Below are 24,697 nucleotides of genomic sequence, written 5' to 3'. Positions count from 1 at the left end.
GGCCCGGAACCCGCCCGGGAGACCGAGCCCCCAGCTGATCCGACCTCGACGGAGGGTGATTCGCCATGTCCGCAGCCCAGTCCGCCCCGCTCACCGCGCTCGCCCGCACCGCCGAGCCGTACACCGCCCTGCGCCGCTTCCTGGCCGCGGACGCCGTCGTCACCGGCGTGAACGGCCTCGCCTACCTCGCCGCGTCCGGCCCCCTCGGCCGCCTCCTCGGCGTCGACTCCACGCTGCTCCTCGCCCTCGGCGCGTTCCTCACCGTCTACGCGGTCGCCGTCGGCGTCCTGGCCTCGCGGGCCCGGCCGGCGGCCCTGCCGGTGCGTGCGGTGGTGGAGGCCAACCTCGCCTGGAGCGCGCTCAGTTGCCTCGCCCTCGCCCTGTGGCTGTCGCCGACCGCGGCGGGCGCGGTGTGGACCGTGCTCCAGGCCCTGACGGTGGCCGGCTTCGCCGCACTCCAGCACGTCGCCCTGAAGGCCTCAACCCATCAGTGAATGCAGGTACTTGACCGTCGCCGGATCGGCCGGGAGCAGCGTCTCGACGGCCAGCTCGGCGACGGTCACGTCCATCGGCGTGTTGAACGTGGAGATCGACGAGATGAACGACAGGGTCCGCCCCGCGTGCTCGATCTGCATCGGCAGCGCGAAGTACGGCACGGGCTCCGGGGGTTCGGCAGCGGAACACCCCCTCTCCCGCGGCACCGGATACGCGGCCACCTCCTCGTACAGCGCCCGCAGCGGAGCCGAACGGTGCAGGGCGATCTGACGCTCCATCTGGGCGAGGAGATGGCCCCGCCACTCGGGCAGATTGCGGATGCGCGGCGCCAGACCGGACGGATGCAGCGTCAGCCGCATCGCGTTCAGCGGCGGCGCGAGCAGCGACTCCGGCAGCCCCTCCAGCAGCATCGCGACGCCCCTGTTGGCCGCCACCACGTCGTACCTGGCGTCCACCACCAGCGCCGGATACGGCTCGTAGCCCTGAATGAGCCGCTCCAGACCGGCCCGCAGCCCCGCCAGCGCGGGGTCGTCGAGCGGCGTCTCCGGGTAGTGCGGGGCGTAACCCGCCGCCAGCAGCAGCGCGTTGCGCTCCCTGACCGGCACCTCCAGATGCTCCGCCAGCCGCAGCACCATCTCCTCGCTGGGCCGCGAGCGGCCCGTCTCCACGAAACTGATGTGCCGCGCCGAGGAACCCGCCCGCAGCGCCAGCTCCAGCTGACTGACCCGCCGCCGCTCGCGCCAGGCCCGCAGCAACGGGCCCACCCCCGGCCCGGCGGGAGCGGCGGACGCGGCGTTCGTACTGGTCGCGACAGTGCCCATGCGTACGACCGTAGTCGACGCGGCCCGCGCGGGGGTACGGGCGAGAGGTGGTGGACGACCGGGCCTCACGCCCTCCCGCCGGCGCACGCCGTCAGGGACGGAACGCCGAGGTGAGACGCCGCAGCGAGGCCTGGGCGGGTGGACCCCAGGTGGGTTTGCCGCCGGGGCGGCCGTGGACGCCCGCGTCCCCGATGTGCAGGAGGGCGAGCGCGCGCAGCACCGCCCAGCCGCGGGCGCGGCGCAGGGTCGCGGCGTCCGGGACCGGCCGGTAGGCCGCGTGGAAGCGGTCGACGGCCCCGTCCGGCAGCAGCAGCCAGGCGGCGGCGAGGTCGAAGGCCGGGTCGCCGGCGAAGAGGTCGCCGAAGTCGATCACCCCGCAGAAGGCGCCGTCCGAGGTCAGGACGTTGGCCGGGTGCAGATCGCCGTGGAGCCAGAGCCGCGGCCCGGTCCATTGCGGCGCGGCGGCGGCGTCCTCCCAGACCGCGCGGACGGCCTCCGGGTCGGGGATCAGCCCCAGCCCGGTGGCCGAGTCGAGCCCCCGGGTGACGTGTCCGGCGGTGCCGGCCAGCGGGCCCCCGCGGTCCCGGCCCGCGGGCGCCGCGTCGGGGGCCGGGCGGTGCAGGGCGGTCAGGAAGGCGGCCAGGCCGTCGGCCGACTCCGCGGCACGGGTGGCGGGCGCGCGGTCGGCGGGCTCGCCCGGCACCCAGGTGGTGACGAGCCAGGGCCGCGGAAACCGTGCGGAGGGCTCACCCAGGTGCTGCGGGACGGGGACCCGCAGCGGAAGACGCGGGGCGAGGAGGGGCAGCCAGGCGTGCTCCTTGCGCAGCAGCGCGTCCGCGGTCGGCGTCGCCCAGGGCAACCGGACGGCGAGGTCCTCCCCGAGCCGCCACACCTGGTTGTCCCAGCCGCGCGCCCCGAGTCTGAGGGGCCGATCCGCCAGGCGGGGGTACTGCTCGCGCAGCAGAGCGCGGATCAGATCCTCGGTGATGTCCTCGGCGGTGTCCGTCCCGGTGGTCGTCATGAGGAGCAACGTTAGTCCTCTGACCAGGGCCGCCGCTGTCGTGCTGTGGCAGGCTGGACGCGTACGCGCCCCCCACGAACGGAGTCTCCCCGTGGCTGTGGAACCGCTCTCCCCGAAGGAGATCGAGGACCGCCTGACCGAACTGCCCGGCTGGGCCGTGGAGGGCGACCGCCTCACCCGCACCTACCGCCTGGCCTCCCATTTCGCCGCGACCGCCCTCGTCGTCCACGTGGCGCGGATCCAGGACGAACTGGACCACCACTCGGACCTGACCCTCGGCTACCACACGGTCTCCCTGACGGTGAACACCCACAGCGTCGGCGGGGCCGTCACCGCGCTGGACTTCGAGCTGGCGCAGCGGGTGGAGACGGCGGCGGGCGTGCACGGGGCGGAGTGAGGCCGTCGGGGCGGCGACGGTATGCAATCTGCGAACTCCTGCGGACAGGATCTGGTCGCCGGTCGTCGGTATGCGGTGCGATGTAGGCGGCATCCGGTCGACAGCATGCGAGGGACGACATACGGCGGGCTGTATGCGCCCAGCCGCATACAGTGCGGCGCACACCGCACACTGCACATCACACACCGCACATCGCATACGGCCCGACGGGCGGACGGGGGAGCGCGCGTGCTGGACTACGACCGGGAAGCCGAACGCTACGACGCCTCGCGCGGCGGCGAACCCCGCGCGGCCGCCGCGGCGGAAGCCGTCCTCGGCCTGCTGCCGCCCGGAGCCCGCAGTCTGCTGGACGTCGCCTGCGGCACGGGCATCGTCACCCGTCGGCTCGCCGCAGGCCCCGGCGCCCCTCGGGTGACCGGCGTCGATCTGTCTCCCGAGATGGCCCGGCACGCGGGCGCCCGGCTGCCCGGCTCGATCGTCCGCGCGGACAGCCGCCGACTGCCCTTCCCCGACGGACGGTTCGACGCGGTGAGCAGCGTGTGGCTGCTGCACCTCGTCGAGGACCCCGGCGACGTGCGCAGGATCGTCGCCGAGTGCGCCCGGGTGCTGCGGCCGGGCGGGGTGTACGTCACCACCGTCGACAAGGGCGCCTCGCACAACGTGGGCAGCGACATCGACGGAGTCCTCTCGTCCCGCCCGCGCCGCCCCGCTTCCGACGCCGCGGCACTCGTCGAGTCGTACACCGCCGACTGCGGTCTCGTCCCCGCCGGGCAGGCCCGCTTCGCGGGCCGGGGGCAGGGGCGCAGCCCGCGCCGGGCGATCGCGGACCTCAGACGCGGGTGGTTCGTCACCCTGCCGCCCGGAGACCCGCTGGCCGACGAGTTCGCCGCCCGCCTCGCCGCCCTGCCCGACCAGGAACGCCCGCGCCCCGAACCGGAGTTCACCCTGCGCGCCTTCCGCAAACCACCGCGCGCGCTGCCGGAGCCGCGCTCGGACGCCTGAACTCGGCGGCCGCGTCGAACCAGCCCCGGACCGGCTGGATCAAGTCCGTGTCTCCTGACCGGACCATGCGGAGGCCCCGCCCGACCACGGACGGGGCCTCCCACGGTCACACCACCGTGCAGCTCTGATCCCCCAGCCTGAACGCCGTCGGTTTCGCGTTCGTGCCGGTCCAGCTGCCCGTGAAGCCGAAGCTCACGGAGGCGCCCGCCGCCACATTGGCGTTCCAGGTGATGTTCTTCGCGGTCACCGCCGCACCGGACTGGGTGTGGTCGGCGTTCCAGAGCTGGGAGACCGTCTGGCCGTTGGGGAAGGACCAGGTGAGGCTCCAGCCGGACCACGCGGCGGTACCCGTGTTGGCGAGCTTCACGTCCGCCTGGAAGCCGCCGGACCACTGGTTGGTGATCGTGTACGTCACCGCGCAGGCCCCGGTCGGGTTGGGATCCGTACCGCCACCGCCACCTCCGCCGCCTCCGCTCGTGTCGGAGGTGTCGCCATAGATGACCCCCCGGCCGTTCGTCGACACGTACACCCGGCCGTAGACCCGTGGGTCACCGGTGATCGCGGTACCCGTCCAACCCCATTGATGCGCATCGTCGTTGATGCGGGTCCAGGTCACGCCCTTGTCGGTCGAACGGAAGATCCCGCGCACTCCGGCGATCTTGGCGCTGGTGTAGAGCGTCTGGTACGAGGCACCGGTCGCCGCCTTCCCGAAGCCGATCGTGTCGGCCTGCTCGACGTTCGACAGCTTGGTGAACGTCGCGCCGGAGTCGGTGGAGTGCCACAGCCCGTAGGCCCCGTCGCTCGCCCCGCCGGCCAGCCACACATCGCCCTTCGTTCCGGGAAGCGCCTTGAAACGCACGCTGTCCCCACTGGGCAGGCCCGTCGCCGACGACGCGGTGAAGGACGCCCCGCCGTCCGAACTCACGTAGAACTTGCCCGACTTGAAGCCGTAGAAGGTCTTGGGGTCGACCCGGTCCGACTCGACGATCGCGCCGGAGGGGATCCCGCTCGACGCCTGCCACGACGTACCGAAACCGGTCGTGTACTGCACCCCGGTGCCGGCCGGGCTCCACACGAACCGGCTGCCGTCCGCCGCCGCGGCCACCGTCCCGCCGCCGCTGACCCCCGAAGGGTCGGTCCCGGCGAACCAGTTGGCCCCGTTGTCCGTCGAGAACGCCACGTGCGGGCCCGAGTCCAGGTCGCCGACCCGGACCACCGTGTTCGGGGTGGTCTCCGCGAAGTCCAGGCTGGTCGTCGTCGTGAAGTTCGGGGAGGTGAACATCATCGACGGCACCTTCGTCAGATCCGTGTGCCGGAAACCGCCGACGTCACCGAGCGCACTGAGCAGCGGTGCGCCGGCCGGGGGAGAGGCGAGGTCGTTGACCGCCGTCTCCTCCAGCCCCTGCACCATCGGCTTGACGGTGAACTGGCTGCCGCTGTCCCAGTTGGTGAGGTTCTCCGTGCCGTAGATCGTCGCGCCCGTCCCGTACATCATGCGGGCGGAGTTGAACGGGTCGATCTCCAGCGCCTCGGTCATCCACCCGAGCTTGGGCGTCTGCTCCGGCGGCGTCGGGCTCGCTCCCCAGGTCAGCCATGGCGACGAGGAGACGTCCATGGTGAACCGGTTGGCGCGGCTCGGGTACGACGTGTAGTCCCACGCCTTCGTCCAGGTCCCGCCGCTGTTCGTGGAGCGGAAGATCTGGGTGTCGGGCCACCAGGAACTGTAGGCGGTCGTCATCACGGTGCCGGGCTTCTGCCGGTCGACCGTGAGCCCGCTGAAACCGTAGGAGGTGTCGGCCTCCGCCACCGGGCTGATGTCCGTCCAGGTCCCGGTCGCCGTCGCGTACCGCATCAGCCGGCCCTTGCCGCCGTCGTACGGACCGCCCTTGTCGCTGTATGCGATGTACAGATAGCCGTTGACGGTATCCAGTACACCCTTGTGCGCCAGATACCCCGTCGGCTGTCCGGCCAGCCGCGACCAGGTCGCTCCCGCGTCCGTCGACCGGTACACCGCGTTGTCCTTGTCCGCGACGCCGACGTAGATCGTCTTCGTCGCCGTACCGGACGTGCCCGTCGACTCGTCGAAGGTCACCCAGACGATCCCCTGGTTGTCGCTGGTGTACCCGCTGGTGTCGCTGGGATCCTGTACGTAGTTGCCGACGTTGGGGAAGTTGGTCACCTGCGACCAGGTGACCCCCGAGTCCGTCGACCGCCACAGCCCCTTGCCGCTCGGTGCGCCGAGGTACAGCACGCTGTTGCGGTGGGGGTCGACGGCGAGCCGCTCGCCCATGCCCCGGCCGGGCATGTTCCCGCCCAGCTTGAACGGGAGGTCCGTCTTCTGCCAGCTGGCGCCCCGGTCGCCGGAGCGCAGTACGGCGCCGTTGGTCGGATCCCAGCTGTTGGTGTACGTGCCGACCGCCGCGTACACCTTGTTCGGGTCGACCGGGTCCGAGGCCAGGCTCACCACTCCGGTGTGGCCCCACTGCGCCCAGCCGACCGAGTCCAGCAGGGGCGTCCAGGTCTTGCCCGACTCCTGCCAGCGGTAGGCGCCGCCGATGTCGGTACGGGCGTAGGCGAGGTTCTTCTCCTTGCGGTTGAAGACGATGCCCGGGACGAAACCGCCGCCGTCGATCCGGGCGTTCTTCCAGGTGTACGACTCTGCGGCGAGCGTCGCCTTCGGGGTCGCGTCGGCGGCCAGTGCGGACGGGCCGGCGGAGAGCAGGCCGGCGGCGAGCGCCAGCACCGCCGTCAGAATGCGCTTTCTTCGCACGGTGGGGTCCTTCCTCGCGAAGCCATGTGTGCGGGGGGAGGTGCGGGAAGTACGACGTGCCGGGGCGGGATGCGCCACTACCGGGCGGCCCCCCATGCGGGAAGGGGCCGCCCGGCGCGGTACGCGGAGCGTTAGCGGGGACTTATTCGAGGAGCTCCGCGTACGAGCCCATGGCCAGGGCGATGTCGGCCTGGGCCCAGAACCGGTGGTACGTGAACACGGGCGCGGCACCGCCCGCGAGATAGCTCTGGATCTTCGACCACGCCGGGTCGTTCTTGTAGAAGGAACGCAGCGAGGTGAACGTCGAGGACGAGCTGATCGTGTCGCCGTTCGGCATCTTCCCGCTCCAGCCGCTCGGGACGTACACGCCGTCGCCGAAGCGGTTGTAGTCGGTGCGGGTCTCGGGGACCGCGATGCCGAGGGAGTCCTGGTAGTTGGTCCACATGCCGTCCAGGAGCGCCTTGGCGGTCGTCTTCGCCCTCGTGTCACCGGACCTGGCGGCGTAGTACGTCAGGGTCTTGGCGTACGAGCCGGCCACACCGACGTCATTGGTGTAGTCGGCGACGGTGACGTGAAGTCCCGTGTTGGCACCGGGACTGGAGGCGTTCCAGGTGTCGGGCTGGCCCGACCACTGGAGGGTGGAGGGGATCCGGAAGGTGCCGTCCGGGTTGATCGTGGTCTTGGACAGCGCCCAGTCGACCCACTTGTCGAGGACCGCCTTGGCGGCGGCGTTCCCCGTCTGCTGGTAGTACTCGGCGACCCGCTCCATCGACCAGGTCTGGAACCCGAACCACTGGTTCGACGGCGGGTCGTGGTAGACGGGCTGCTGGTCGTAGTACATGCCGTAGAAGGTCGACGTGCCGGACGGGGGAGTGGCGTAACGTCCCGCCCAGCTGTTGGTCGCACCGCCCGCGATGGCGCCCTCGCTGGACTGCAACCAGCGGTAGAACTCCAGTTGACGGGTGAGTGACTTCGACCAGTCGGCCTGCCCCGTCGCCGACTTGGGCTTGAGGTCGGCGTAGCTGCTCAGCGCGTACGCGGCCAGGGGGTTCTGGTAGCCGCCGTGGACATGGCTGGAGCCGATGCGCCAGGACCAGCCGGCGCTGGTGTCCGTGGCGCCGCCCCAGGCGTAGTACCAGGACAGCAGATAGTGCGAGGCGTCCTTGCCGGTGCCGGCCGCACACGCGCTCGGACCGACGCAGTTGCCGATCTTCTTGAAGTACTTGTCGTACATCGCATACCGCAGGTAGTCGCCCATCTTCGCGGCCTTGCCCACGGTCGCCGACACGGCGCTGCCCTTGCCCTGCGCGGTCGCCCAGACGTCCGCCCAGTACGCCGCCTGCACCGCCCGGGCGTCGGCGTCCGGGGCGTTGGTGAACTTCCACTGCTTGGCGTACGACGAGTCGCCGGTGAACAGGTCCAGATACCCGTTCCTGCCGCCGTACTTGAAGGCGTCGCAGGTCGGCTGCGGAACCGTCTCCCACACCGACTCCTGCGCACCGCGCTGGAAGGTGTTGATGTACGACGGTCCGGTCGCGGTCGGTCCCGCCTCGCACTTGCCGGGCTCGTTGCCGTAGCCGTAGACGTTGTCGACGTCCTGCAGCCAGTGCATACCGTAGACGTCGTCCGTGCTGTATGCGGTCTTCAGTTCACCGGCGATCGGATCCGATCCCACCGACGCACCCGTGTCCAGCCGCGCCGGATACTCGTTCGGCGTGTCCAGCTCGGGCGCGTACGTCGCCGGTTTCGACGCGTTGTAGAAGGAGTTCGTCGGCTGGTCGGCGTGGGTGGGGATCATGTACTTCTCCATGATGTCCCACGCGCCGTTGAACTTGGTCCAGTCGCCGGTGATCTTGCCGTACATGGCCTGCAGCCAGAGAAGGTAGCTGTAGGCCTCCGACGTGGTCTCGTGGCCCTGGTCCGGCGCCTCGACGATCAGCGTCTCCACCGAGTGGTACGGGATGCCCTCGGGGGAGAAGTAGCCGTTCGCCGGGTTGGTGATCTTGCCGTAGAGGTCCAGGAACCGGGCGTCGTACACCTTGCTGCCGGCGATCTCGGTGACCGTGACCGACGCCTTCGCGTGCCCGGTGGCGGTCGACTCGAAGACGGCCGCGCCGGTGCCGGAGGCGTTCGCGGTGACGGTCACCTTCTGGGCGGTGCTCCAGTTCGACGGGGTGAAGGTGAGCGAGGCGCCCCCGGTCACCGTCAGACCTGTGTTGCCGCTGGTCCGGGCGGTCGTGACGGTCACAGCGGCCGACGGCTGGGTCGACAGCTTCACCTCGTAGGTGCCCGTCTTGCCCTGCTGCACCGCCAGCTGGTTGGTGGAGGCGACCACGGCCGGTCCGGAGGCGACCGTGATACCGACCGGCGTCGACGTCCCCGACGCGCCCAGGCTGTCGTAGGCCTTCGCCACCAGCGAGTGACTGCCCACCGACAAACCGGAGGCCGACAGGGTGTACGGCGCGGTGGTGTCCGTGCCCAGCAGGGTGGTGTCGTCGTAGAACTCGACCTTGGTGACGGTCGCGCTGTCGGCGGCCGCGGCGGTCGCCGCGAGCGGCACCGCGTCGCCCTGGGTGTAGACGGCGCCCGCCGTGGGGCTGGTCAGCACGGTGGCCGGCGGCTGGTGCGCACCGGTGCAGGGGGTGCCGTTGACGGCGAAGGCGGTGGGAGCGGTGTTGGTGCCGCTGTAGGTGAACTGCGCGCCGGTGCTTACCGCGGCGCCCGCCGCGATGGTCCCGTTGTAGGAGGCGCTGTTCACCGTGATCTGCCGGCCGGACTGCGACCAGGTGCCGTTCCAGCCGTTCGACAGCGTCTGGTTGCCCGTGTAGGCGTACGTGAGGCTCCAGCCGCTGATGGGGTCGGTGCCCCGGTTGGTGAGGGTGAGGTCGGCGGTGAAGCCGGAGCCCCAGTCGTTGGTCTTGTAGTCCACGCTGCACTGGAGAGCCGCCGCCTGGGCGGGTGTCGGCAGCGTGCTCAGCATGGCGAACGGAAGCGCGAGGGCCGCGACTACGGCGGTCCACAGGCGCCGCGTCGTGCGACGTCTGCGTACGGGATCCATGGTTCCGGTTCCTCCTTGCGGCTCTAAGCGGTGGGGGGAGGAGCAACAAGCTCTGAACCAGTGGGAGCGCTCCCATAGTGGGGAAGGGGGTGAAGGCGGTCAAGGTGCTTGAAGAGTCGAAAACATTCGACTCGAAAAGTTGAGGGAAAGTCAGCGTCGCCCCTGTTCTTTGCCAGGGCTTGGCGCTAGCTTCGAGGCACCAGTGGGAGCGATTCCATCAGTCGACGCGTCCGTCACGACGCGCTGATCTGCAAGGAGTCGCTCATGCGACACCCCCCTCGTTCAATCCTTTTAGCCGTCGCCGGCACGGTCGCCCTCGGGGCGGGCGCGGCCCTGCCGGTCATGACGGCACAGGGAGCCACGCCCGCGTGCACGGTGGAGTACTCCGTCACCGGCCAGTGGGACGCCGGCTTCCAGGGCGCGGTACGGATCACCAACAACGCTGCCCCCGTGACCGGTTGGACCCTGACCTTCGACTTCGCGAACGGGCAGAGGGTCACCCAGGGCTGGAGCGCCAAGTGGTCCCAGTCGGGCACGGCCGTCACCGCGGCGAACGAGAGCTGGAACGGCTCGCTCGGCACCGGCGCGAGCGTCGACGCGGGCTTCGTCGCGTCGAAGGGCGCGACGAACGCCGTACCGACGACGTTCCGGCTCAACGGCACCACCTGCAACGTCGACAGCGGCTCCACCCCGACCCCGACACCGACGCCCACGGCGACCCCGACCACCCCGCCCGGCACAGGTGACGCACCGCCCCGGCTGCACGTGTCCGGCAACAAGCTCGTGGACGCCGACGGCCGCACCCGCAGGCTGCTCGGGGTGAACCGGTCCGGCGGCGAGTTCATGTGTGTCCAGGGCCGTGGCATCTGGGACGGTCCGGTCGACGACGCGGCCCTTCGCGCCATCGCCGACTGGAAGGCGAACACGGTCCGCGTCCCGCTCAACGAGGAGTGCTGGCTGGGCCTGTCGAACATCGACCCGGCCTACGGCGGCGTGAACTACGTCAACGCCGTCAAGGACCTGGTCGCCCGCGTCGAGGCCCACGGCATGACCCCGATCGTCGAACTGCACTGGACCTACGGCCAGTACACCGGTAACTCGGCCGGCTGTGCGGACGTGCACGCCAGTTGCCAGAAACCGATGCCCGACATGCAGTACACCCCCGCGTTCTGGACGTCGGTCGCGAACACGTTCAAGGGCGACCCGGCCGTCGTGTTCGACCTGTTCAACGAGCCCTACCCGGACCGGGCGACCTCCACCGTCACCCGGGCCTGGCAGTGCTGGCGGGACGGCGGCACCTGCCCCGGCATCGGGTACGAGGTCGCTGGTATGCAGGATCTCGTCGACTCCATACGGTCGACCGGCGCCCGCAACGTGATCCTCGCCGGCGGCCTCGCCTACTCCAACGACCTCAGCCAGTGGCTGACCTACAAACCCACCGACCCGACCGGCAATCTCGCCGCCGCCTACCACGTCTACAACTTCAACTCCTGCGCGAGCGCGAGCTGCTGGAGCTCCACGCTCGCCCCCGTCGCCGCCCAGGTGCCGCTCGTGGCGGGCGAGATCGGGGAGAACACCTGCTCGCACGCGTTCGTCGACCAGGTCATGAAGTGGTTCGACGACCGGCAGCTTTCCTACCTGGGCTGGACCTGGAACACCTGGGACTGCTCCTCGGGACCGTCGCTGATCTCCAGCTACGACGGAACCCCCACCGCGTACGGCACCGGGCTGCGCGATCATCTGCGCGCCCTCGACGGATAGGCGCCACCAGCAGCAAGGGACGTCAGGAACGGGCAGAACGGACACCATCCGCGAAGGACAAGGAAACCCGCACTCATGAGCCGTAGCAGAACAGCGATGCTCGCCGCGCTGGCGCTGGTCGCCGCCGCCTCCGGGACGGCACTCGCGGTGGTCCCGGGCGATCCGGGCATCGCCGCCATCCCGTGCACCGTGGCCTACACCGTGCAGAACCAGTGGGACACCGGCTTCACCGCCAACGTCACCGTGACCAACAACTCCGCCGCCAAGTCGAGTTGGGCGGTGAAATGGGCGTACGGCGGCAACCAGAAGATCACCAGCGGCTGGAACGCGAAGATCACCCAGTCCGGTACGGCCGTCACCGCGAACAACGAGACCTACAACGGGACGCTGCCGAACGGCGGTTCGGTCAGCTTCGGCTTCCAGGCCTCCTACAGCGGCACCAACGCGGTCCCCGCCTCGTTCACGCTCGACGGGGTCACCTGCAACGTCGACAGCGGCGGGACCACCGACCCGGGCACGCCGACCGGCTCCGGCACGCCGACCGGCTCCGGCACGCCGACCGGCTCCGGCACGCCGACCGGCCCCGGCACCCCCTCCACCAGGGTCGACAACCCCTATGCCGGCGCCAAGGTGTACGTCAACCCCGAGTGGTCGGCGAACGCCGCCGCCGAACCCGGCGGTTCGCGCGTCTCCAGCCAGCCCACCGGCGTGTGGCTCGACCGCATCGCAGCGATCAACGGCGCAGGCGGACACATGGGCCTGCGCGCCCACCTGGACGCGGCCCTCGCGCAGAAGGGCAGCGGCGAGGAAGTCGTCCAACTGGTCGTCTACGACCTCCCGGGACGTGACTGCTCCGCCCTCGCGTCCAACGGCGAGCTGGGCCCGACCGAGATCGACAAGTACAAGACGCAGTTCATCGACCCGATCGCGGCGATCCTCGCGGACAGCAAGTACGCGGGCCTCCGGATCGTCACCGCCGTCGAGATCGACTCGCTGCCGAACCTGGTCACCAACACCGGCAGCAAGGCCACGGCGACCCCGGCCTGCGACACCATGAAGGCCAACGGCAACTACGTGAAGGGCGTCGGCTACGCGCTGAAGAAGCTCGGCGCGATCCCCAACGTCTACAACTACGTCGACGCCGGCCATCACGGCTGGCTCGGCTGGGACGACAACTTCGCGCCCTCCGCCCAGATCCTGTACCAGGCCGCCACCGCGGAGGGGGCGACCGTGGACGACGTGCACGGCTTCATCACCAACACGGCCAACTACAGTGCCCTGAAGGAGGACAACTTCACCATCAACGACAACGTCGCCGGCAAGTCGGTGCGTGAGTCGAAGTGGGTGGACTGGAACCGGTACGTCGACGAGCTGTCGTACGCCCAGGGCTTCCGCAACCAGCTGGTGACCACCGGCTTCCGGTCGAACATCGGCATGCTGATCGACACCTCCCGCAACGGCTGGGGCGGCACCGCACGGCCCACCGGTCCGGGCGCCACGACCACCGTCGACACCTATGTCAACGGCGGCCGCTACGACCGCCGTATCCACGTCGGCAACTGGTGCAACCAGTCCGGCGCCGGCCTCGGCGAGCGCCCGAAGGCCGCACCGGCCGCCGGGATCGACGCGTACGTGTGGATGAAGCCGCCGGGTGAGTCCGACGGCGCCAGCTCCGCCGTCGCCAACGACGAGGGCAAGGGCTTCGACCGCATGTGCGACCCGACGTACACGGGCAACCCCCGCAACGGCAACAGCATGTCGGGAGCCCTGCCCAACGCTCCGCTGTCCGGGCACTGGTTCTCGGCCCAGTTCCAGCAGCTGATGCAGAACGCCTACCCGCCGCTGTAGGAACCGGCGCGGCGTCCCGTCCGGCCGCTCCCTGTGCTCCGGGAGCGGCCGGACGCGGCGGATTCCGGGACCGGAGGAGCGAAATTTTTGCGGTCCCGGCAACAATCATGGCCCTCGTGCGGTGTGCCGGAGCACGCTTGCGGCACCCCGACGAGAGGCTGACCACCATGGCGCACCACCCGCACGAGCACGGCGATCACGAGCACGGCGACCACCAGCAGCAGAATCAGCACCAGCACCAGCCTCAGCACCGCCACGGCCACGGGCACGGCCACGGGCACCACACCGACATCGACTGGGCGGAGATGGCCCCGCACCTCGTGGCCCAGGCGGAACTGTTCACGCCGCTGTACGAGCGGGCCCTCGCCTGGCTCGGCAAGGAGGTGACCGAACCGGGACTGATCGTCGACCTGGGCAGTGGTCCGGGCGTCGTCTCGGGACTGTTCGCCGAGACCTTCCCCGGCGCCCGGGTCCTCGCGGTCGACGGCTCCGGGCCCCTGCTGGAGCAGGCCGAGGCGCGCGCCGCCCGGCTCGGGTACGCCGACCGCTTCGGTACCCTCGCCGGTGAACTCCCGGACATCCTGGCCGAGTTGGACTACCCCGCCGACCTGCTCTGGGCGGGCCGCAGTCTCCACCACCTCGGCGACCAGCGCGCCGCCCTCACCGCCTTCGCCGAGCGGCTCGCGCCCGGCGGCACGCTGGCGATCATGGAGGGCGGCCTGCCGAGCCGGTTCCTGCCGCGGGACATCGGCATCGGCCGACCCGGCCTGGAGGCACGGCTCGACGCGCTCCAGGAGGAGTGGTTCGCCCAGATGCGGGCCGACCTGCCCGGGACCGTCGAGGTGACCGAGGACTGGCCGGCGCTGCTCGGCTCCGCCGGCCTGAAGCACACCCGCAGCCGCAGTTTCCTGCTCGACCTGCCCGCCCCCGCCTCCGACCGGGCCCGCGCCTACGTCACCGACTCACTGGGCCGGCTGCGCGAGATCTACGGCGACATCCTCGACCCCGAGGACCGCGCCGTGCTCGACCGCCTCCTCGACCCCGCCGACCCGGCCGGCATCCGGCGCAGGTCCGATGTGTTCGTGCTGGCCGCGCACACCGTGCATACGGCGGTGAAGCCCGCGTAGCCCGGACGGCGAGCCGCTCCGCCCCTCCGCGTCCCCGCCGCCTCCCCCTGCCCGGCCCGCCCTCGCCCCCTCCGTCATCCATAGTGACCTGGGTCACATTTCGGCAGTAGGATGGGAGGGCGGGTCCGCTCGGACCCGGCATCCCGGACGCGGCCGTGCGGGAAAGACGGGGGCCGTCATGGACCGTTACGTCAGTCAGGACATCAGCGGCTGGACCGAGTTGCGTGTGCACGGAGTGTCGGGGACCCCGCCCGAGGCCGAACTCTGCCACCCCGCAGTCGCGTTGGTCGCGGGCGACCGGCTCGCCGGCTTCTACCGGCGGATCTGGGAACGCGCCCGCGGCGCCCCCGACGGGCCGGACTTCCGCCGCGAGGGATACTCCTGGGGCAAGCTCACCTCGGGGGACAACTCCCGTGCCCTGTGGCTGCTTCTGCTGCCCTTCATGTTCCTGAACCTCGCCTACTACATGGACCCGGAACACCGCGTCGTAGGCAACCGCACCCGCGTCGTACCCGAACGCAACGCCGTCCAGCGGCTCCTCGCGCTCTCCCTCACCGGCACCTACGTCCTGGCCGCCACTTCCGTGTCGATGGACCTGGTCGGCTGGCAGTGCGGGGCGCACGCCGGGCCGTCCCGACCGGCCTGCTCCAGCGGCGGGTTCTGGCTGAACTGGCTGCACTACAGCTGGCTGGACTCCACCGGCCGGCACCTCGCCGTCACCTCCCTCGTGCCGCTCGCCCTCGTCGCACTGCTGTGGTGGACCGCCCGCAGGACCTGGGCCACCATGGAGGCCCAGCAGGTCCCGCAGATCAAGGGCACCGCGGACGTCCGACTGCCGCTGGAGGACCGCCGGTTGTGGAACGGCCGCGGACCCGTGCGCGAGTTGCGCGCCCTGCACGTCGCCGGCGCCCTCGCCGTCGTGGGCGTCCTGCTGCTCGCGCCGCTGCTGCCCGGCGCGGACCTCACCAGCCTGTCCCACGGCGACACCTGGCACCCGGCGGCGGCCGTCGTCCGCAACCTCCTGCTCCTCGCCCTGCTCCTCGTCGTGGCACTGGTCGTGATCCAGGTGCCGCTGGTCAAGGACCGGGACCGGCCCGGACAGGACGCGGCCCGCAGGGCCGACGAACTCGACGGCTACCGCGTCCTGCCCTGGCTCGTGACCACGCTCGTGGCCGGTGCCCTCGCCGTGGCCTGCTGGGGCGCGGCGAGGGCCGGTCCGCCCGACACGACGGCCGGGCTGCACGCCCTGCCCTGGCAGACCGGCGCCGTGCGCTGGCTGCTCGTCGCCCAAGGCGCGCTGCTGCTGCTCCTCGCCGCCTCCCACGTCCTGCGCGGCACGGCGAGAACGACACCGCCCGACGGCAACGCCCTCGGCAACCCCCGCTTCCCGCACCCCGCCTGGGGCGGCATGAGCATGGCCGGGGTAGCCCTCCTCGCGACCCTCCTGGCGACCGCCCTCGCCGCCGGCGTCACGCTCCGCGTGGCGGAGATCCTCGGCGCGCCCACGGTCCCCGGACACCCCACCGGCAACCAGCGCCCCCTGGTGGTGCCGACCGCCTACTTCTGGGCGGCGGTGTGCGCGCTCGCCCTCGCCGTCGTGGCGCTGCTCCTCGCCGCCCGCGCCTGGGCGGTCATGCGCCGCGGCCGCGCGGCGGCGCTCCACCACGTCCAGGAGTTCTACCCTCGCGACGACGCCGGGAGGGCGCCCCTGGCTCGGCGCCGGCACATCGCCGGCGTATGGGCTCGCGCGCGGGGCCTCAGTCCCGCCGCCGAGGGCGGTCTCGGTCTGCTGCTGCTCGCCGCCGTCGTGATCGCGGTGGCCGGGGTCGTCCTGGACCTGGCCCTGGGCACCCGGCTCGTCACCGACGGCTCCCCCTGGCTGACCACCGCCGCCAACCTCGTCCTGACCGGCCTGGTCGCCGGACTGCTCTGGGCCGGACGCCAGGCCTACCGCAGCGAGAGCTTCCGGCGCACGGTCGGCATCCTCTGGGACGTCGGCACCTTCTGGCCGCGCGCCGCCCACCCCTTCGCCCCGCCCTGCTACGCCGAGCGGACCGTGCCCGACCTGCTGACCCGCCTGGAACACCTCACCGGTACGACCGCCGGGGAGCAGCAGCTGCCGCCGGGCGGCCGGGTGCTGCTGTCCTGCCATTCGCAGGGTTCCGTGATCGGGGTGGCCGTCCTGATGCAGGCGAACACCGCCGCCGGCGTCCGCACCGCCCTGCTGACCTACGGCTGCCCGCTGACCAGGCTGTACGCGCGGTTCTTCCCGGCGTACTTCAATGCGGACTCCGTACACCGCCTCGGGCAGATCCTGGCCCACCGGGTGGGGCCCCTGCCCGAGCCCGGGGGGAAACCCGGCCTCGCCGACGACACCCGCTGGTACAACCTGTACCGCGCCAGTGACCCCATCGGCGGGTGGGTCGTACGGGATGCGCGGCCGTTGCGGCCGGGCGTACGGCTGAAGCACGGGGACCGGCAACTGCTCGACCCGATGAAGCTGTGCAAACAGCCCGGCGACACCTGCTACCAGCCCCCGAAGGGACACTCCGACTACTTCTCCGACCCCGCGTTCGACGCGTGCGTCCGTGATCTCGTCGCAGGCGACGGCACGCTCGCGCCGCCCACCTCCCCGCCCTCCACCGCCGTACCCGTGATCCTCTCCGAGTCGGTGGACGGCGCGGCTCCGGTCGGCCGGGCGCGCCTGTGAGGGGCGGGCTTGTGGGTCCGGGCTGTGAGGGGCCGGGGGTGAAGAGGGCTCCTGAGAGCTAAGGGCCGGCGTGAGGGCCCGGCACCGAGAAAGGGGCGTGGCCCGTGGCGACGCCCCTTTCCCATGCCGATCCGGCGATCCGGGCGCTCTCCCCGGTTCAGCCGATGTCGAACGTCGACGGGTCCGGACCGATCCGCCGGTCCTCGTTCAGCGCGCTGATCGCCGCGAGGTCCTCGGTGTCCAGGCCGAAGTCGAACACCTCGATGTTCTCCCTGATCCGCGAGGGCGTCACGGACTTCGGGATCACCACGTTGCCGATCTGGAGGTGCCAGCGCAGCACCACCTGGGCCGGGGTGCGGTTGTGCTTCTGGGCGATCGCGACGATCGCCGGGACCTCCAGCAGCCCCTTGCCCTGGCCCAGCGGCGACCAGGCCTCGGTGGCGATGCCCTGCTCCGCGTGGAACTCCCGCAGCGCGTGCTGCTGGAGGTGCGGGTGCAGCTCGATCTGGTTGACCGCCGGGACGACCGCCGTCTCACCCGTCAGCCGCTCGAGCTGCTCGACGGGGAAGTTGGAGACACCGATCGCCTTGACCCGGCCGTCGGCGTACAGCTTCTCGAACGCCTTGTACGTGTCGACGTACTTGTCCCGGGCCGGCAGCGGCCAGTGGATGAGGTACAGATCGACGTACTCCAGGCCCAGCTTGCCGAGCGAGGTGTCGAACGCGCGCAGAGTCGCGTCGTAGCCCTGGTCGGAGTTCCACAGCTTGGTGGTGACGAAGATGTCCTCGCGGGGCACGCCGGAGGCGGCGATCGCCTTGCCGGTGCCCTCTTCGTTGCCGTAGATCGCCGCTGTGTCGATGCTGCGGTACCCGGCCTCCAGCGCGGTGGCCACCGCCCGCTCCGCCTCGTCGTCCGGCACCTGCCAGACGCCGAAGCCCAGCTGGGGCATTTCCACGCCGTTGTTGAGGATGATCGGGGGGACCTTGCTGCTCACGAGCTCTTGATCCTTCGGTTGTCCGTCATGTGCGTACTCCCATCGTCAACGATCACACGCCGTGATGCATTCCTGACCCCGGGATCCCGGATACCCGATACCGGATACCGGATACCGCCTCCCGGATTCGAACCCGCGGCTTCACGTCCGGTACAGCGCGTCGACCTCTTTCGCGTACGCCTTCTCGATGGCCTTGCGCTTCAGCTTCAGCGACGGGGTGAGCAGCCCGTGCTCCTCGGTGAACGGCTGGGCGAGGATACGGAAGGTGCGGATCGACTCGGCCTGCGACACCTGGGTGTTGGCGGCCACCACCGACCGGCGCACCTCCGCCTCCAGATCCGGGTCCCGCACCAGCTCGGCAGGCGTCATGCGCGGCTTGCCGCGCATCTGAAGCCAGTGCTCCACCGCCTCCTGGTCGAGTGTGACGAGCGCGGCGACGAACGGCCGGTCGTTGCCGACGACGATGCACTGGCCGACCAGCGGATGGTCGCGCACCCGCTCCTCCAGCAGCCCCGGCGAGACGCTCTTGCCGCCCGAGGTGACGAGGATCTCCTTCTTGCGGCCGGTGATGGTGAGATAGCCGTCCTCGTCGAGGGAGCCCAGGTCGCCGGTGGCGAGCCAGCCGTCGTGCAGACTCTCGTCGGTCGCCTTGGGGTTGTTGAGATAGCCCTGGAAGACGTTGTCACCGCGCAGCCAGATCTCCCCGTCGTCCGCGACGTGCACGGTCATCCCGGGGATGGGCTGCCCGACCGTGCCGTAGCGGGTGCGGCCGGGCGGGTTGGCGGTCGCGGCCGCCGTCGACTCGGTCAGCCCGTACCCCTCGTACACCTGCACCCCCGCGCCCGCGAAGAACAGCCCGAGCCGGCGGTCCATCGCCGAACCGCCCGACATGGCGTGCCGCACCCGGCCCCCCATGGCCGCGCGCACCTTCGCGTAGACGACCTTGTCGAAGAACTGGTGCTGCATCCGCAGCCCCGCCGAGGGCCCCGGCCCGGTGCCCCAGGCCTTCGCCTCCACCGCCTCCGCGTACGCCGTCGCCACCTCCACCGCCTTCTCGAACGGCCCCGACCTGCCCTCCCGTTCGGCCTTGCGGCGGGCCGCGTCGAACACCTTCTCGAAGATGTACGGCACGGCCAGGAAGAAGGTCGGCCGGAACGCGGCCAGGTCCGGGAGCAGCGCCGCCGCGTGCAGCTGGGGCTGATGACCGAAACGGACCTTGCCGCGGATGGCGGCGATCTGCACCATCCGCCCGAAGACGTGAGCGAGTGGCAGGAAAAGCAGCGTCGCCGCCTCGTCGCCCTTGCGCGAGTGGAACACCGGCTCCCAGCGTTCGATGACCGTGTCCGCCTCGAACATGAAGTTGCCGTGCGAGATGACACAGCCCTTGGGGCGGCCCGTGGTGCCCGAGGTGTAGATCACCGTGGCGACCGATTCCGGCGTGACCGCCTCCCGGTGCCGGTGCACCACCTCGTCCTCCACCGAGGCACCCGCGTCGTACAGCTCCTGCACACATCCCTCGTCCAGCTGCCACAGCTGTCTGAGCAGCGGCAGCCGGTCGATGACCGTGGCGATCGTCATCGCGTGGTCCTCGTGCTCCACCACGGCGGCCGTGCACTCCGCGTCGTACAGCATCCAGAAGCACTGCTCCGCCGACGACGTCGGATACACCGGCACCACCTGCGCGCCGATCGTCCACAGCGCGTAGTCGAACAGGGTCCACTCGTATCGGGTGCGGGACATGATCGCGACCCGGTCACCGAACCGGACACCGCGCGCGAGCAGGCCCTTCGCGAGGGCGAGGACCTCGTCGCGGAACTCGGCCGAGGTCACGTCCCGCCATCGGCCGTCCTCGTCCTTGCGGCCCAGCGCCACATGGAGCGGGTCCTCCTGGGCGTGCCGGAAGACCACGTCGGCCAGACCGCCGACCGGCGGCGCCAACGCCAACGGAGGGTTGGTGAACTCGCGCACAATCCAGCACCCCGCTTCTCCAGGCCGCGCAGCGCCGTGAAAGCTACCCCACGCCCGGGCGGGGCGGGAGGGGGGCGGAAAGCGAGCGATGCTCTCGTCTGCCCTGGTCGGTACCGCAAAATCAGCTCACATGGGGAACGGTCGGACAGAAAACTGACGCTTGAGCAAGTTTCGGTGCCGTAATCTCCACCGAATCTGCCCGCAGCGCTTACGCCTCCCGGCCCCTGCCTGGTGTGCGATATGCGGCATACGGGATGCGATCTGCACCTCTTCGTATCCTGTACGCACCCTTCAGTCGCCCCGACCACCCCCGCGCCCCGCCGCCGGTCGTCGCTGCAGCCGGTCCCCGCCCGTCAGGATCGCCGCCGCCAGGGCGTCCGCGGCTCCCTGGGCCGAGGGGCGCCGCCGCCCGTGCACCAGGACGAAGTCCACGCGGCCCAGCTCCGGCAGTCCCGCCCGGTCGGGGATCCGGACCAGGCCCGGCGGGACGAGGCCCCGGGAGTGCGCCATGACGCCGAGCCCGGCCCGGGCGGCGGCGATCAGCCCGTTGAGGCTGCCGCTGGTGCAGACGATCCGCCAGGCGCGCCCCTGCCGTTCGAGCGCCTCGAAGGCCAGGGCGCGGGTGATGCCCGGCGGCGGGAAGACGATGAGCGGCACCGGGCGCTCGGGGTCCAGGCGGAGCCGTTCGGCGCCGATCCACACCAGGTCGTCGTGCCAGACCAGTTCGCCGCGCGGGTCCTCCGGGCGCCGTTTGGCGAGCACCAGGTCGAGCTTTCCCGCGGCGAGCTGTTCGTAGAGGGTGCCGGACAGCTCCACGGTCAGTTCGAGGTCGACTTCGGGGTGGTGATGGCGGAAGCCCTCCAGGATCTCCGGCAGCCGGGTCAGGACGAAGTCCTCCGAGGCGCCGAAACGGAGTCGGCCGCGCAGCCGCGTCCCCGTGAAGAAAGCGCTTGCCTGCTCGTGGACCTCCAGAATCCGGCGCGCGAAGCCGAGCATCGCCTCGCCGTCCTCGGTGAGTTCCACGGAGTGCGTGTCCCGGGTGAACAGGGCCCGCCCGGTCGCGTCCTCCAGCCGTCGTACGTGCTGGCTGACGGTGGACTGGCGCAGACCGAGCCGACGCGCGGCCTGGGTGAAGCTCAGCGTCTGGGCGACGGCGAGGAAGGTCCGCAGGTGGGAGGGATCGTACACAGTCGGCACTGTACTGGTCATCGCATACCGCGATCACAGTCAGAGCGGTATGACGGATTCCCGATCACGGGCCGGAGGAGCACGATGGAGGGGGGCCCTCCGGCCCCGACGCACACCGTCGAACGTACGTGGAGCACCGTGAAACGCCTGCAGTGGCCGCGCCGGATGCCGGTCGATCCCTACATCCTGCTGTTGCTCGCAACGGTCGGCCTCGCGGCACTGTTCCCGGCCCGCGGCACCGCCGCCGTCGTGGCCTCCGGGGCCTCCACGGCTGCCATCGCCTTCCTCTTCTTCCTGTACGGCGCCCGCCTCTCCACCCGCGAGGCCCTCGACGGCCTCAAGCACTGGCGGCTGCACACCACCGTCCTCGTCTGCACCTTCGTCGTCTTCCCGCTGCTGGGCCTCGCCGCCCGCGGCCTCGTGCCGAGCCTCCTCACCCAGCCGCTCTACCAGGGCCTGCTCTTCCTCACCCTCGTCCCCTCGACCGTCCAGTCGTCGATCGCCTTCACCTCGATCGCCCGAGGGAACGTTCCTGCCGCGATCTGCGCCGGCTCCTTCTCCTCCCTGGTCGGCATCGTCGTCACCCCGCTGCTCGCCGCCGCGCTCCTCGGCAGCGGCACCGGAGGCTTCTCCGCCGACTCCCTGGTGGAGATCGTGCTCCAGCTGCTCGTGCCGTTCGCCGCGGGACAGCTGGCGCGCCGCTGGATCGGCCCCTTCGTCGCCCGGCACAAGAAGGTCCTCGGCCTGGTCGACCGTGGCTCGATCCTGCTGGTCGTCTACACCGCGTTCAGCGAGGGCATGGTCCAGGGCATCTGGCACCAGGTCAGCCCCCTGCGCCTCGGCGGGCTGCTCGCCGTGGAGGCCGTGCTGCTCACCGTGATGCTCGCCCTGACCTGGTACGGAGGCAAGGCCCTGCGTTTCGGCCGGGAGGACCGGATCGCCCTGCAGTTCGCGGGCTCGAAGAAGTCCCTCGCCTCCGGACTGCCCATGGCGAGCGTCCTGTTCGGCGCGCACGCCTCGCTCGCCGTGCTGCCGCTGATGCTGTTCCACCAGGTGCAGCTGATGGTGTGCGCGGTGATCGCCAAACGGCGGGCGCGCGATCCGCTGGAGGAGTCACGGACGGACCTCGCGCAGCGGGCCTCGGCGCCGGTGTGAGACACCCGAACGCGACCGCCGTACGGGCCCGTTGATCCGGATACCGGGCACGGATCGCTCACGGCGGATAACGTTCCGTCATGACCGCACCTCTCACGCTCGCCCCCGCGCGCACCGCCCTCGTCCTCGTCGACCTGATGGACCGGATCGTCGCCCTGCCCCTGGAACCCCGCAAGGGCACCGAAGTACTGTCCGTCGCCGAGGAGTTGGCGCGCACCTTCCGCGCGGCCGGCGCACCGGTCGTCCTCGTTCGCGTCGAACGCCCCGGCGTCGCCGAACAGCCCCCCGGCAGCGGGCTCGTCCACGGGCTGCTCACCCCGGGCGACGTGGAGATCGTCAAGCGCACGATCGGCGCCTTCCACGGCACCGGCCTGGACGAGGCGCTGCGCGCCCGGGGCGTCACCACCGTCGTGTTCGGCGGCATCGCCACCAACCTCGGCGTCGAGTCCACCGCCCGTGCCGCCGCGGACCTCGGCTACGACCTCGTCTTCGTCGAGGACGCCATGGCCGCCCTCACCGAGGCCGAGCACGAGGCGTCGGTGAAACTGGATTTCCCGCGCCTCGGCACCGTCGTACCGGCGGCGCGGCTGCGCCTGGCGGCGGACTGAGCCGGGGCGGGCCCCGCGGCGCCGGGGGCGCTCCCCGCCGTTCGGGGCCCAGCCGCCGTGCCCCGGGAGGTCCGAGTCACCCCCGGGCGGCCGTGGTCCGCAGGGCGATGCGGTCCTCACCCGCGTACACGTTCATGGAACTGCCCCGCAGGAAGCCCACCAGCGTCAGGCCCGTCTCCACGGCCAGGTCCACGGCCAGCGAGGACGGCGCCGAGACCGCCGCCAGCACCGGGATGCCCGCCATCACGGCCTTCTGCGCCAGCTCGAAGGAGGCCCGCCCCGACACCAGCAGGATCGTGCGCGAAAGAGGCAGGTCACCGTTGTGCAGCGCGCGCCCGACGATCTTGTCCACCGCGTTGTGCCGGCCCACGTCCTCGCGTACGTCCAGCAGCTCGCCGTCCTCGCCGAACAGGGCCGCCGCATGCAGCCCACCGGTCCGGTCGAACACCCGCTGGGCCGCGCGCAGCCGGTCGGGGAGCGCCGCGAGCAGACCGGCGTCGACGCGGACCGGGGGAGTGTCGGCGATCGGCCAGCGGGCCGTCGTCCGCACCGCGTCCAGGCTGGCCTTCCCGCACAGACCGCAGGACGACGTGGTGTACACGTTCCGCTCGAGGGTGAAGTCGGGAAGCGTCACCCCGGGGGACGTCCTCACGTCGACGACGTTGTAGGTGTTGGAACCATCGGCGGTCGCTCCCGCGCAGTAGACGATGTTCTGCAGATCGGATACGTCGGCCAGCACGCCCTCGCTGACCAGGAACCCGGCCGCCAGCGCGAAGTCGTCACCCGGTGTGCGCATGGTGATGGCGAGCGGCTTGCCGTTCAGCCGGATCTCCATCGGCTCCTCGGCGACGAGGGTGTCCGGACGGGTGGACACCGCCCCGTCGCGTATGCGGAGCACCTTGCGTCGTTCGGTCACTCGTCCCATGTGGTGATCAGCCCCGGTTCTGTACGTGCTGGTAGCCGAAGCGGCCCTTGATGCAGAGAATGCCGTGGGTCACCGGGTTGTCGAGCGGCTGGGTGACCTTCACCCACTCATTGTCCTGTACGTGTGGGGTGACACCGCAGCCGGTCTTCCGGCCGTGCCGGGCCCGCTCGGTGTCCGTCCGCGCCCCATCCGGGAGAAACCGGCCGGCCCGACCGTTCGGCGCAGACTGCATACCGTTCACCGCAGACGGTCACCCCGCCGTCTTCTCAACGCCCTTGCTCCTTCCTACCGTTCGGGATTCATGAGTCCCCCTGTCGCACCGCCCGGCTGGAGCCGCTGGCTCGTGCCCCCGGCCGCCCTCTCCGTCCACCTCTCCATCGGCCAGGCCTACGCCTGGTCCGTCTTCAAGCCCCCGCTGGAGTCGGCGCTCGGTCTCAGCGGCACCCAGAGCGCGCTGCCCTTCCAGCTCGCCATCGTCATGCTCGGCCTGTCCGCCGCGTTCGGCGGCACGCTCGTCGAGCGCAACGGGCCGCGCTGGGCGATGACGGTCGCCCTGGTCTGCTTCTCCTCGGGCTTCCTGGTCTCGGCGCTCGGCGCCGCCACCGAGCAGTACTGGCTGATCGTCCTCGGCTACGGCTTCGTCGGCGGCATCGGCCTGGGCATCGGCTACATCTCGCCCGTCTCCACCCTGATCAAGTGGTTCCCCGACCGGCCGGGCATGGCCACCGGCATCGCCATCATGGGCTTCGGCGGCGGCGCGCTCATCGCCTCGCCCTGGTCGGCGCAGATGCTGGAGTCGTTCGGCGCCGACCATTCCGGGATCGCGCTCGCTTTCCTGGTCCACGGAAT

The 24,697-nt window shown here is 71.1% G+C and carries 18 protein-coding genes and 1 pseudogene; 10 read left to right on the top strand and 9 right to left on the bottom strand.

The features are described from left to right. Positions 1-65 precede the first annotated feature (65 nt). On the top strand, positions 66-494 hold the full coding sequence (locus tag AQJ58_RS06560) for a hypothetical protein (protein WP_067245999.1): 429 nt from the start codon (positions 66-68) through the stop codon (positions 492-494). On the opposite strand, the gene AQJ58_RS06555 is transcribed toward AQJ58_RS06560, so the two are convergent. Beyond that, the gene (locus tag AQJ58_RS06555) at positions 480-1,316 is read right to left on the bottom strand and encodes a helix-turn-helix domain-containing protein (protein ID WP_067245996.1); all 837 of its coding nucleotides are present in this window, start codon (positions 1,314-1,316) and stop codon (positions 480-482) included. The genes AQJ58_RS06560 and AQJ58_RS06555 overlap by 15 nt on opposite strands. A 91-nt stretch (positions 1,317-1,407) precedes the next feature. Further along, complete coding sequence (locus tag AQJ58_RS06550) at positions 1,408-2,337, bottom strand: aminoglycoside phosphotransferase family protein (protein ID WP_067245994.1); 930 nt, start codon at positions 2,335-2,337, stop codon at positions 1,408-1,410. Between the two features lie 91 nt (positions 2,338-2,428). On the opposite strand from AQJ58_RS06550, the gene AQJ58_RS06545 reads away from it, so the two are divergent. Next, entirely contained in the window at positions 2,429-2,734 is a 306-nt protein-coding gene (locus AQJ58_RS06545; protein WP_067245992.1) for a 4a-hydroxytetrahydrobiopterin dehydratase, read from the top strand. Positions 2,735-2,962: 228 nt separating this feature from the next. Next, on the top strand, positions 2,963-3,736 hold the full coding sequence (locus tag AQJ58_RS06540) for a class I SAM-dependent methyltransferase (RefSeq protein WP_067245990.1): 774 nt from the start codon (positions 2,963-2,965) through the stop codon (positions 3,734-3,736). Positions 3,737-3,842: 106 nt separating this feature from the next. On the opposite strand, the gene AQJ58_RS06535 is transcribed toward AQJ58_RS06540, so the two are convergent. Together AQJ58_RS06535 and AQJ58_RS06530 are read right to left on the bottom strand one after the other, a co-directional pair. Then, positions 3,843-6,506 carry a cellulose binding domain-containing protein gene (locus AQJ58_RS06535; RefSeq protein WP_067245987.1) on the bottom strand — a complete coding sequence of 888 codons (2,664 nt, stop codon included), beginning with the start codon at positions 6,504-6,506 and terminating at the stop codon, positions 3,843-3,845. 142 nt (positions 6,507-6,648) lie between these two features. Then, on the bottom strand, positions 6,649-9,564 hold the full coding sequence (locus AQJ58_RS06530) for a glycoside hydrolase family 48 protein (protein ID WP_067245985.1): 2,916 nt from the start codon (positions 9,562-9,564) through the stop codon (positions 6,649-6,651). Between the two features lie 264 nt (positions 9,565-9,828). Here AQJ58_RS06530 and AQJ58_RS06525 point away from each other — a divergent pair, with 264 nt between their 5' ends. The 4 genes from AQJ58_RS06525 (at position 9,829) to AQJ58_RS06510 (ending at position 17,010) form a co-directional block, all read left to right on the top strand. Beyond that, a complete protein-coding gene (locus AQJ58_RS06525) occupies positions 9,829-11,325 on the top strand; it encodes a cellulase family glycosylhydrolase (protein WP_079078741.1) in 1,497 nt (498 codons plus the stop codon). Between the two features lie 75 nt (positions 11,326-11,400). Then, complete coding sequence (locus AQJ58_RS06520; RefSeq protein ID WP_067245982.1) at positions 11,401-13,173, top strand: glycoside hydrolase family 6 protein; 1,773 nt, start codon at positions 11,401-11,403, stop codon at positions 13,171-13,173. A gap of 167 nt (positions 13,174-13,340) precedes the next feature. Continuing rightward, complete coding sequence (locus AQJ58_RS06515) at positions 13,341-14,300, top strand: class I SAM-dependent methyltransferase (RefSeq protein WP_067247620.1); 960 nt, start codon at positions 13,341-13,343, stop codon at positions 14,298-14,300. A 178-nt stretch (positions 14,301-14,478) separates the two neighbouring features. Next, complete coding sequence (locus tag AQJ58_RS06510) at positions 14,479-17,010, top strand: hypothetical protein (protein WP_067245980.1); 2,532 nt, start codon at positions 14,479-14,481, stop codon at positions 17,008-17,010. 157 nt (positions 17,011-17,167) lie between these two features. Here the strand turns inward: AQJ58_RS06510 and AQJ58_RS06505 are convergent, their stop codons facing one another. The 3 genes from AQJ58_RS06505 to AQJ58_RS06495 all read right to left on the bottom strand — a co-directional run bounded on the left by AQJ58_RS06505 (position 17,168) and on the right by AQJ58_RS06495 (position 21,160). Then, complete coding sequence (locus AQJ58_RS06505; RefSeq protein WP_067245978.1) at positions 17,168-18,004, bottom strand: aldo/keto reductase; 837 nt, start codon at positions 18,002-18,004, stop codon at positions 17,168-17,170. Positions 18,005-18,145: 141 nt separating this feature from the next. Beyond that, the gene (locus AQJ58_RS06500; RefSeq protein WP_067245975.1) at positions 18,146-19,972 is read right to left on the bottom strand and encodes an AMP-dependent synthetase/ligase; all 1,827 of its coding nucleotides are present in this window, start codon (positions 19,970-19,972) and stop codon (positions 18,146-18,148) included. Between the two features lie 291 nt (positions 19,973-20,263). Further along, entirely contained in the window at positions 20,264-21,160 is an 897-nt protein-coding gene (locus tag AQJ58_RS06495) for a LysR substrate-binding domain-containing protein (RefSeq protein ID WP_067245972.1), read from the bottom strand. A 138-nt stretch (positions 21,161-21,298) separates the two neighbouring features. Here AQJ58_RS06495 and AQJ58_RS06490 point away from each other — a divergent pair, with 138 nt between their 5' ends. Both AQJ58_RS06490 and AQJ58_RS06485 read left to right on the top strand, forming a co-directional pair. Further along, positions 21,299-22,315 carry a bile acid:sodium symporter family protein gene (locus AQJ58_RS06490; RefSeq protein ID WP_079078823.1) on the top strand — a complete coding sequence of 339 codons (1,017 nt, stop codon included), beginning with the start codon at positions 21,299-21,301 and terminating at the stop codon, positions 22,313-22,315. 80 nt (positions 22,316-22,395) lie between these two features. Next, a complete protein-coding gene (locus AQJ58_RS06485; RefSeq protein WP_067245967.1) occupies positions 22,396-22,923 on the top strand; it encodes an isochorismatase family protein in 528 nt (175 codons plus the stop codon). A gap of 76 nt (positions 22,924-22,999) precedes the next feature. Here the strand turns inward: AQJ58_RS06485 and fdhD are convergent, their stop codons facing one another. Both fdhD and AQJ58_RS40460 read right to left on the bottom strand, forming a co-directional pair. After that, positions 23,000-23,848 (bottom strand): formate dehydrogenase accessory sulfurtransferase FdhD, encoded by an 849-nt coding sequence (gene fdhD / locus AQJ58_RS06480; protein WP_067245964.1) that lies wholly within the window; start codon positions 23,846-23,848, stop codon positions 23,000-23,002. Between the two features lie 7 nt (positions 23,849-23,855). Continuing rightward, a pseudogene (locus AQJ58_RS40460) lies at positions 23,856-23,990 on the bottom strand (Fe-S-binding domain-containing protein); the annotation flags it as partial. A gap of 159 nt (positions 23,991-24,149) precedes the next feature. Between AQJ58_RS40460 and AQJ58_RS06470 the strand changes: the two are divergent. Beyond that, positions 24,150-24,697: MFS transporter (locus tag AQJ58_RS06470; protein WP_159056218.1), on the top strand; the 548-nt coding region annotated here is incomplete at its 3' end.

The sequence above is a fragment of the Streptomyces sp. DSM 15324 genome (assembly GCF_001514285.1).
Lineage (GTDB): Bacteria > Actinomycetota > Actinomycetes > Streptomycetales > Streptomycetaceae > Streptomyces.
Note: the sequence above shows the minus strand (reverse complement) of the source record. Positions and strands in the feature narration are given on the sequence as shown.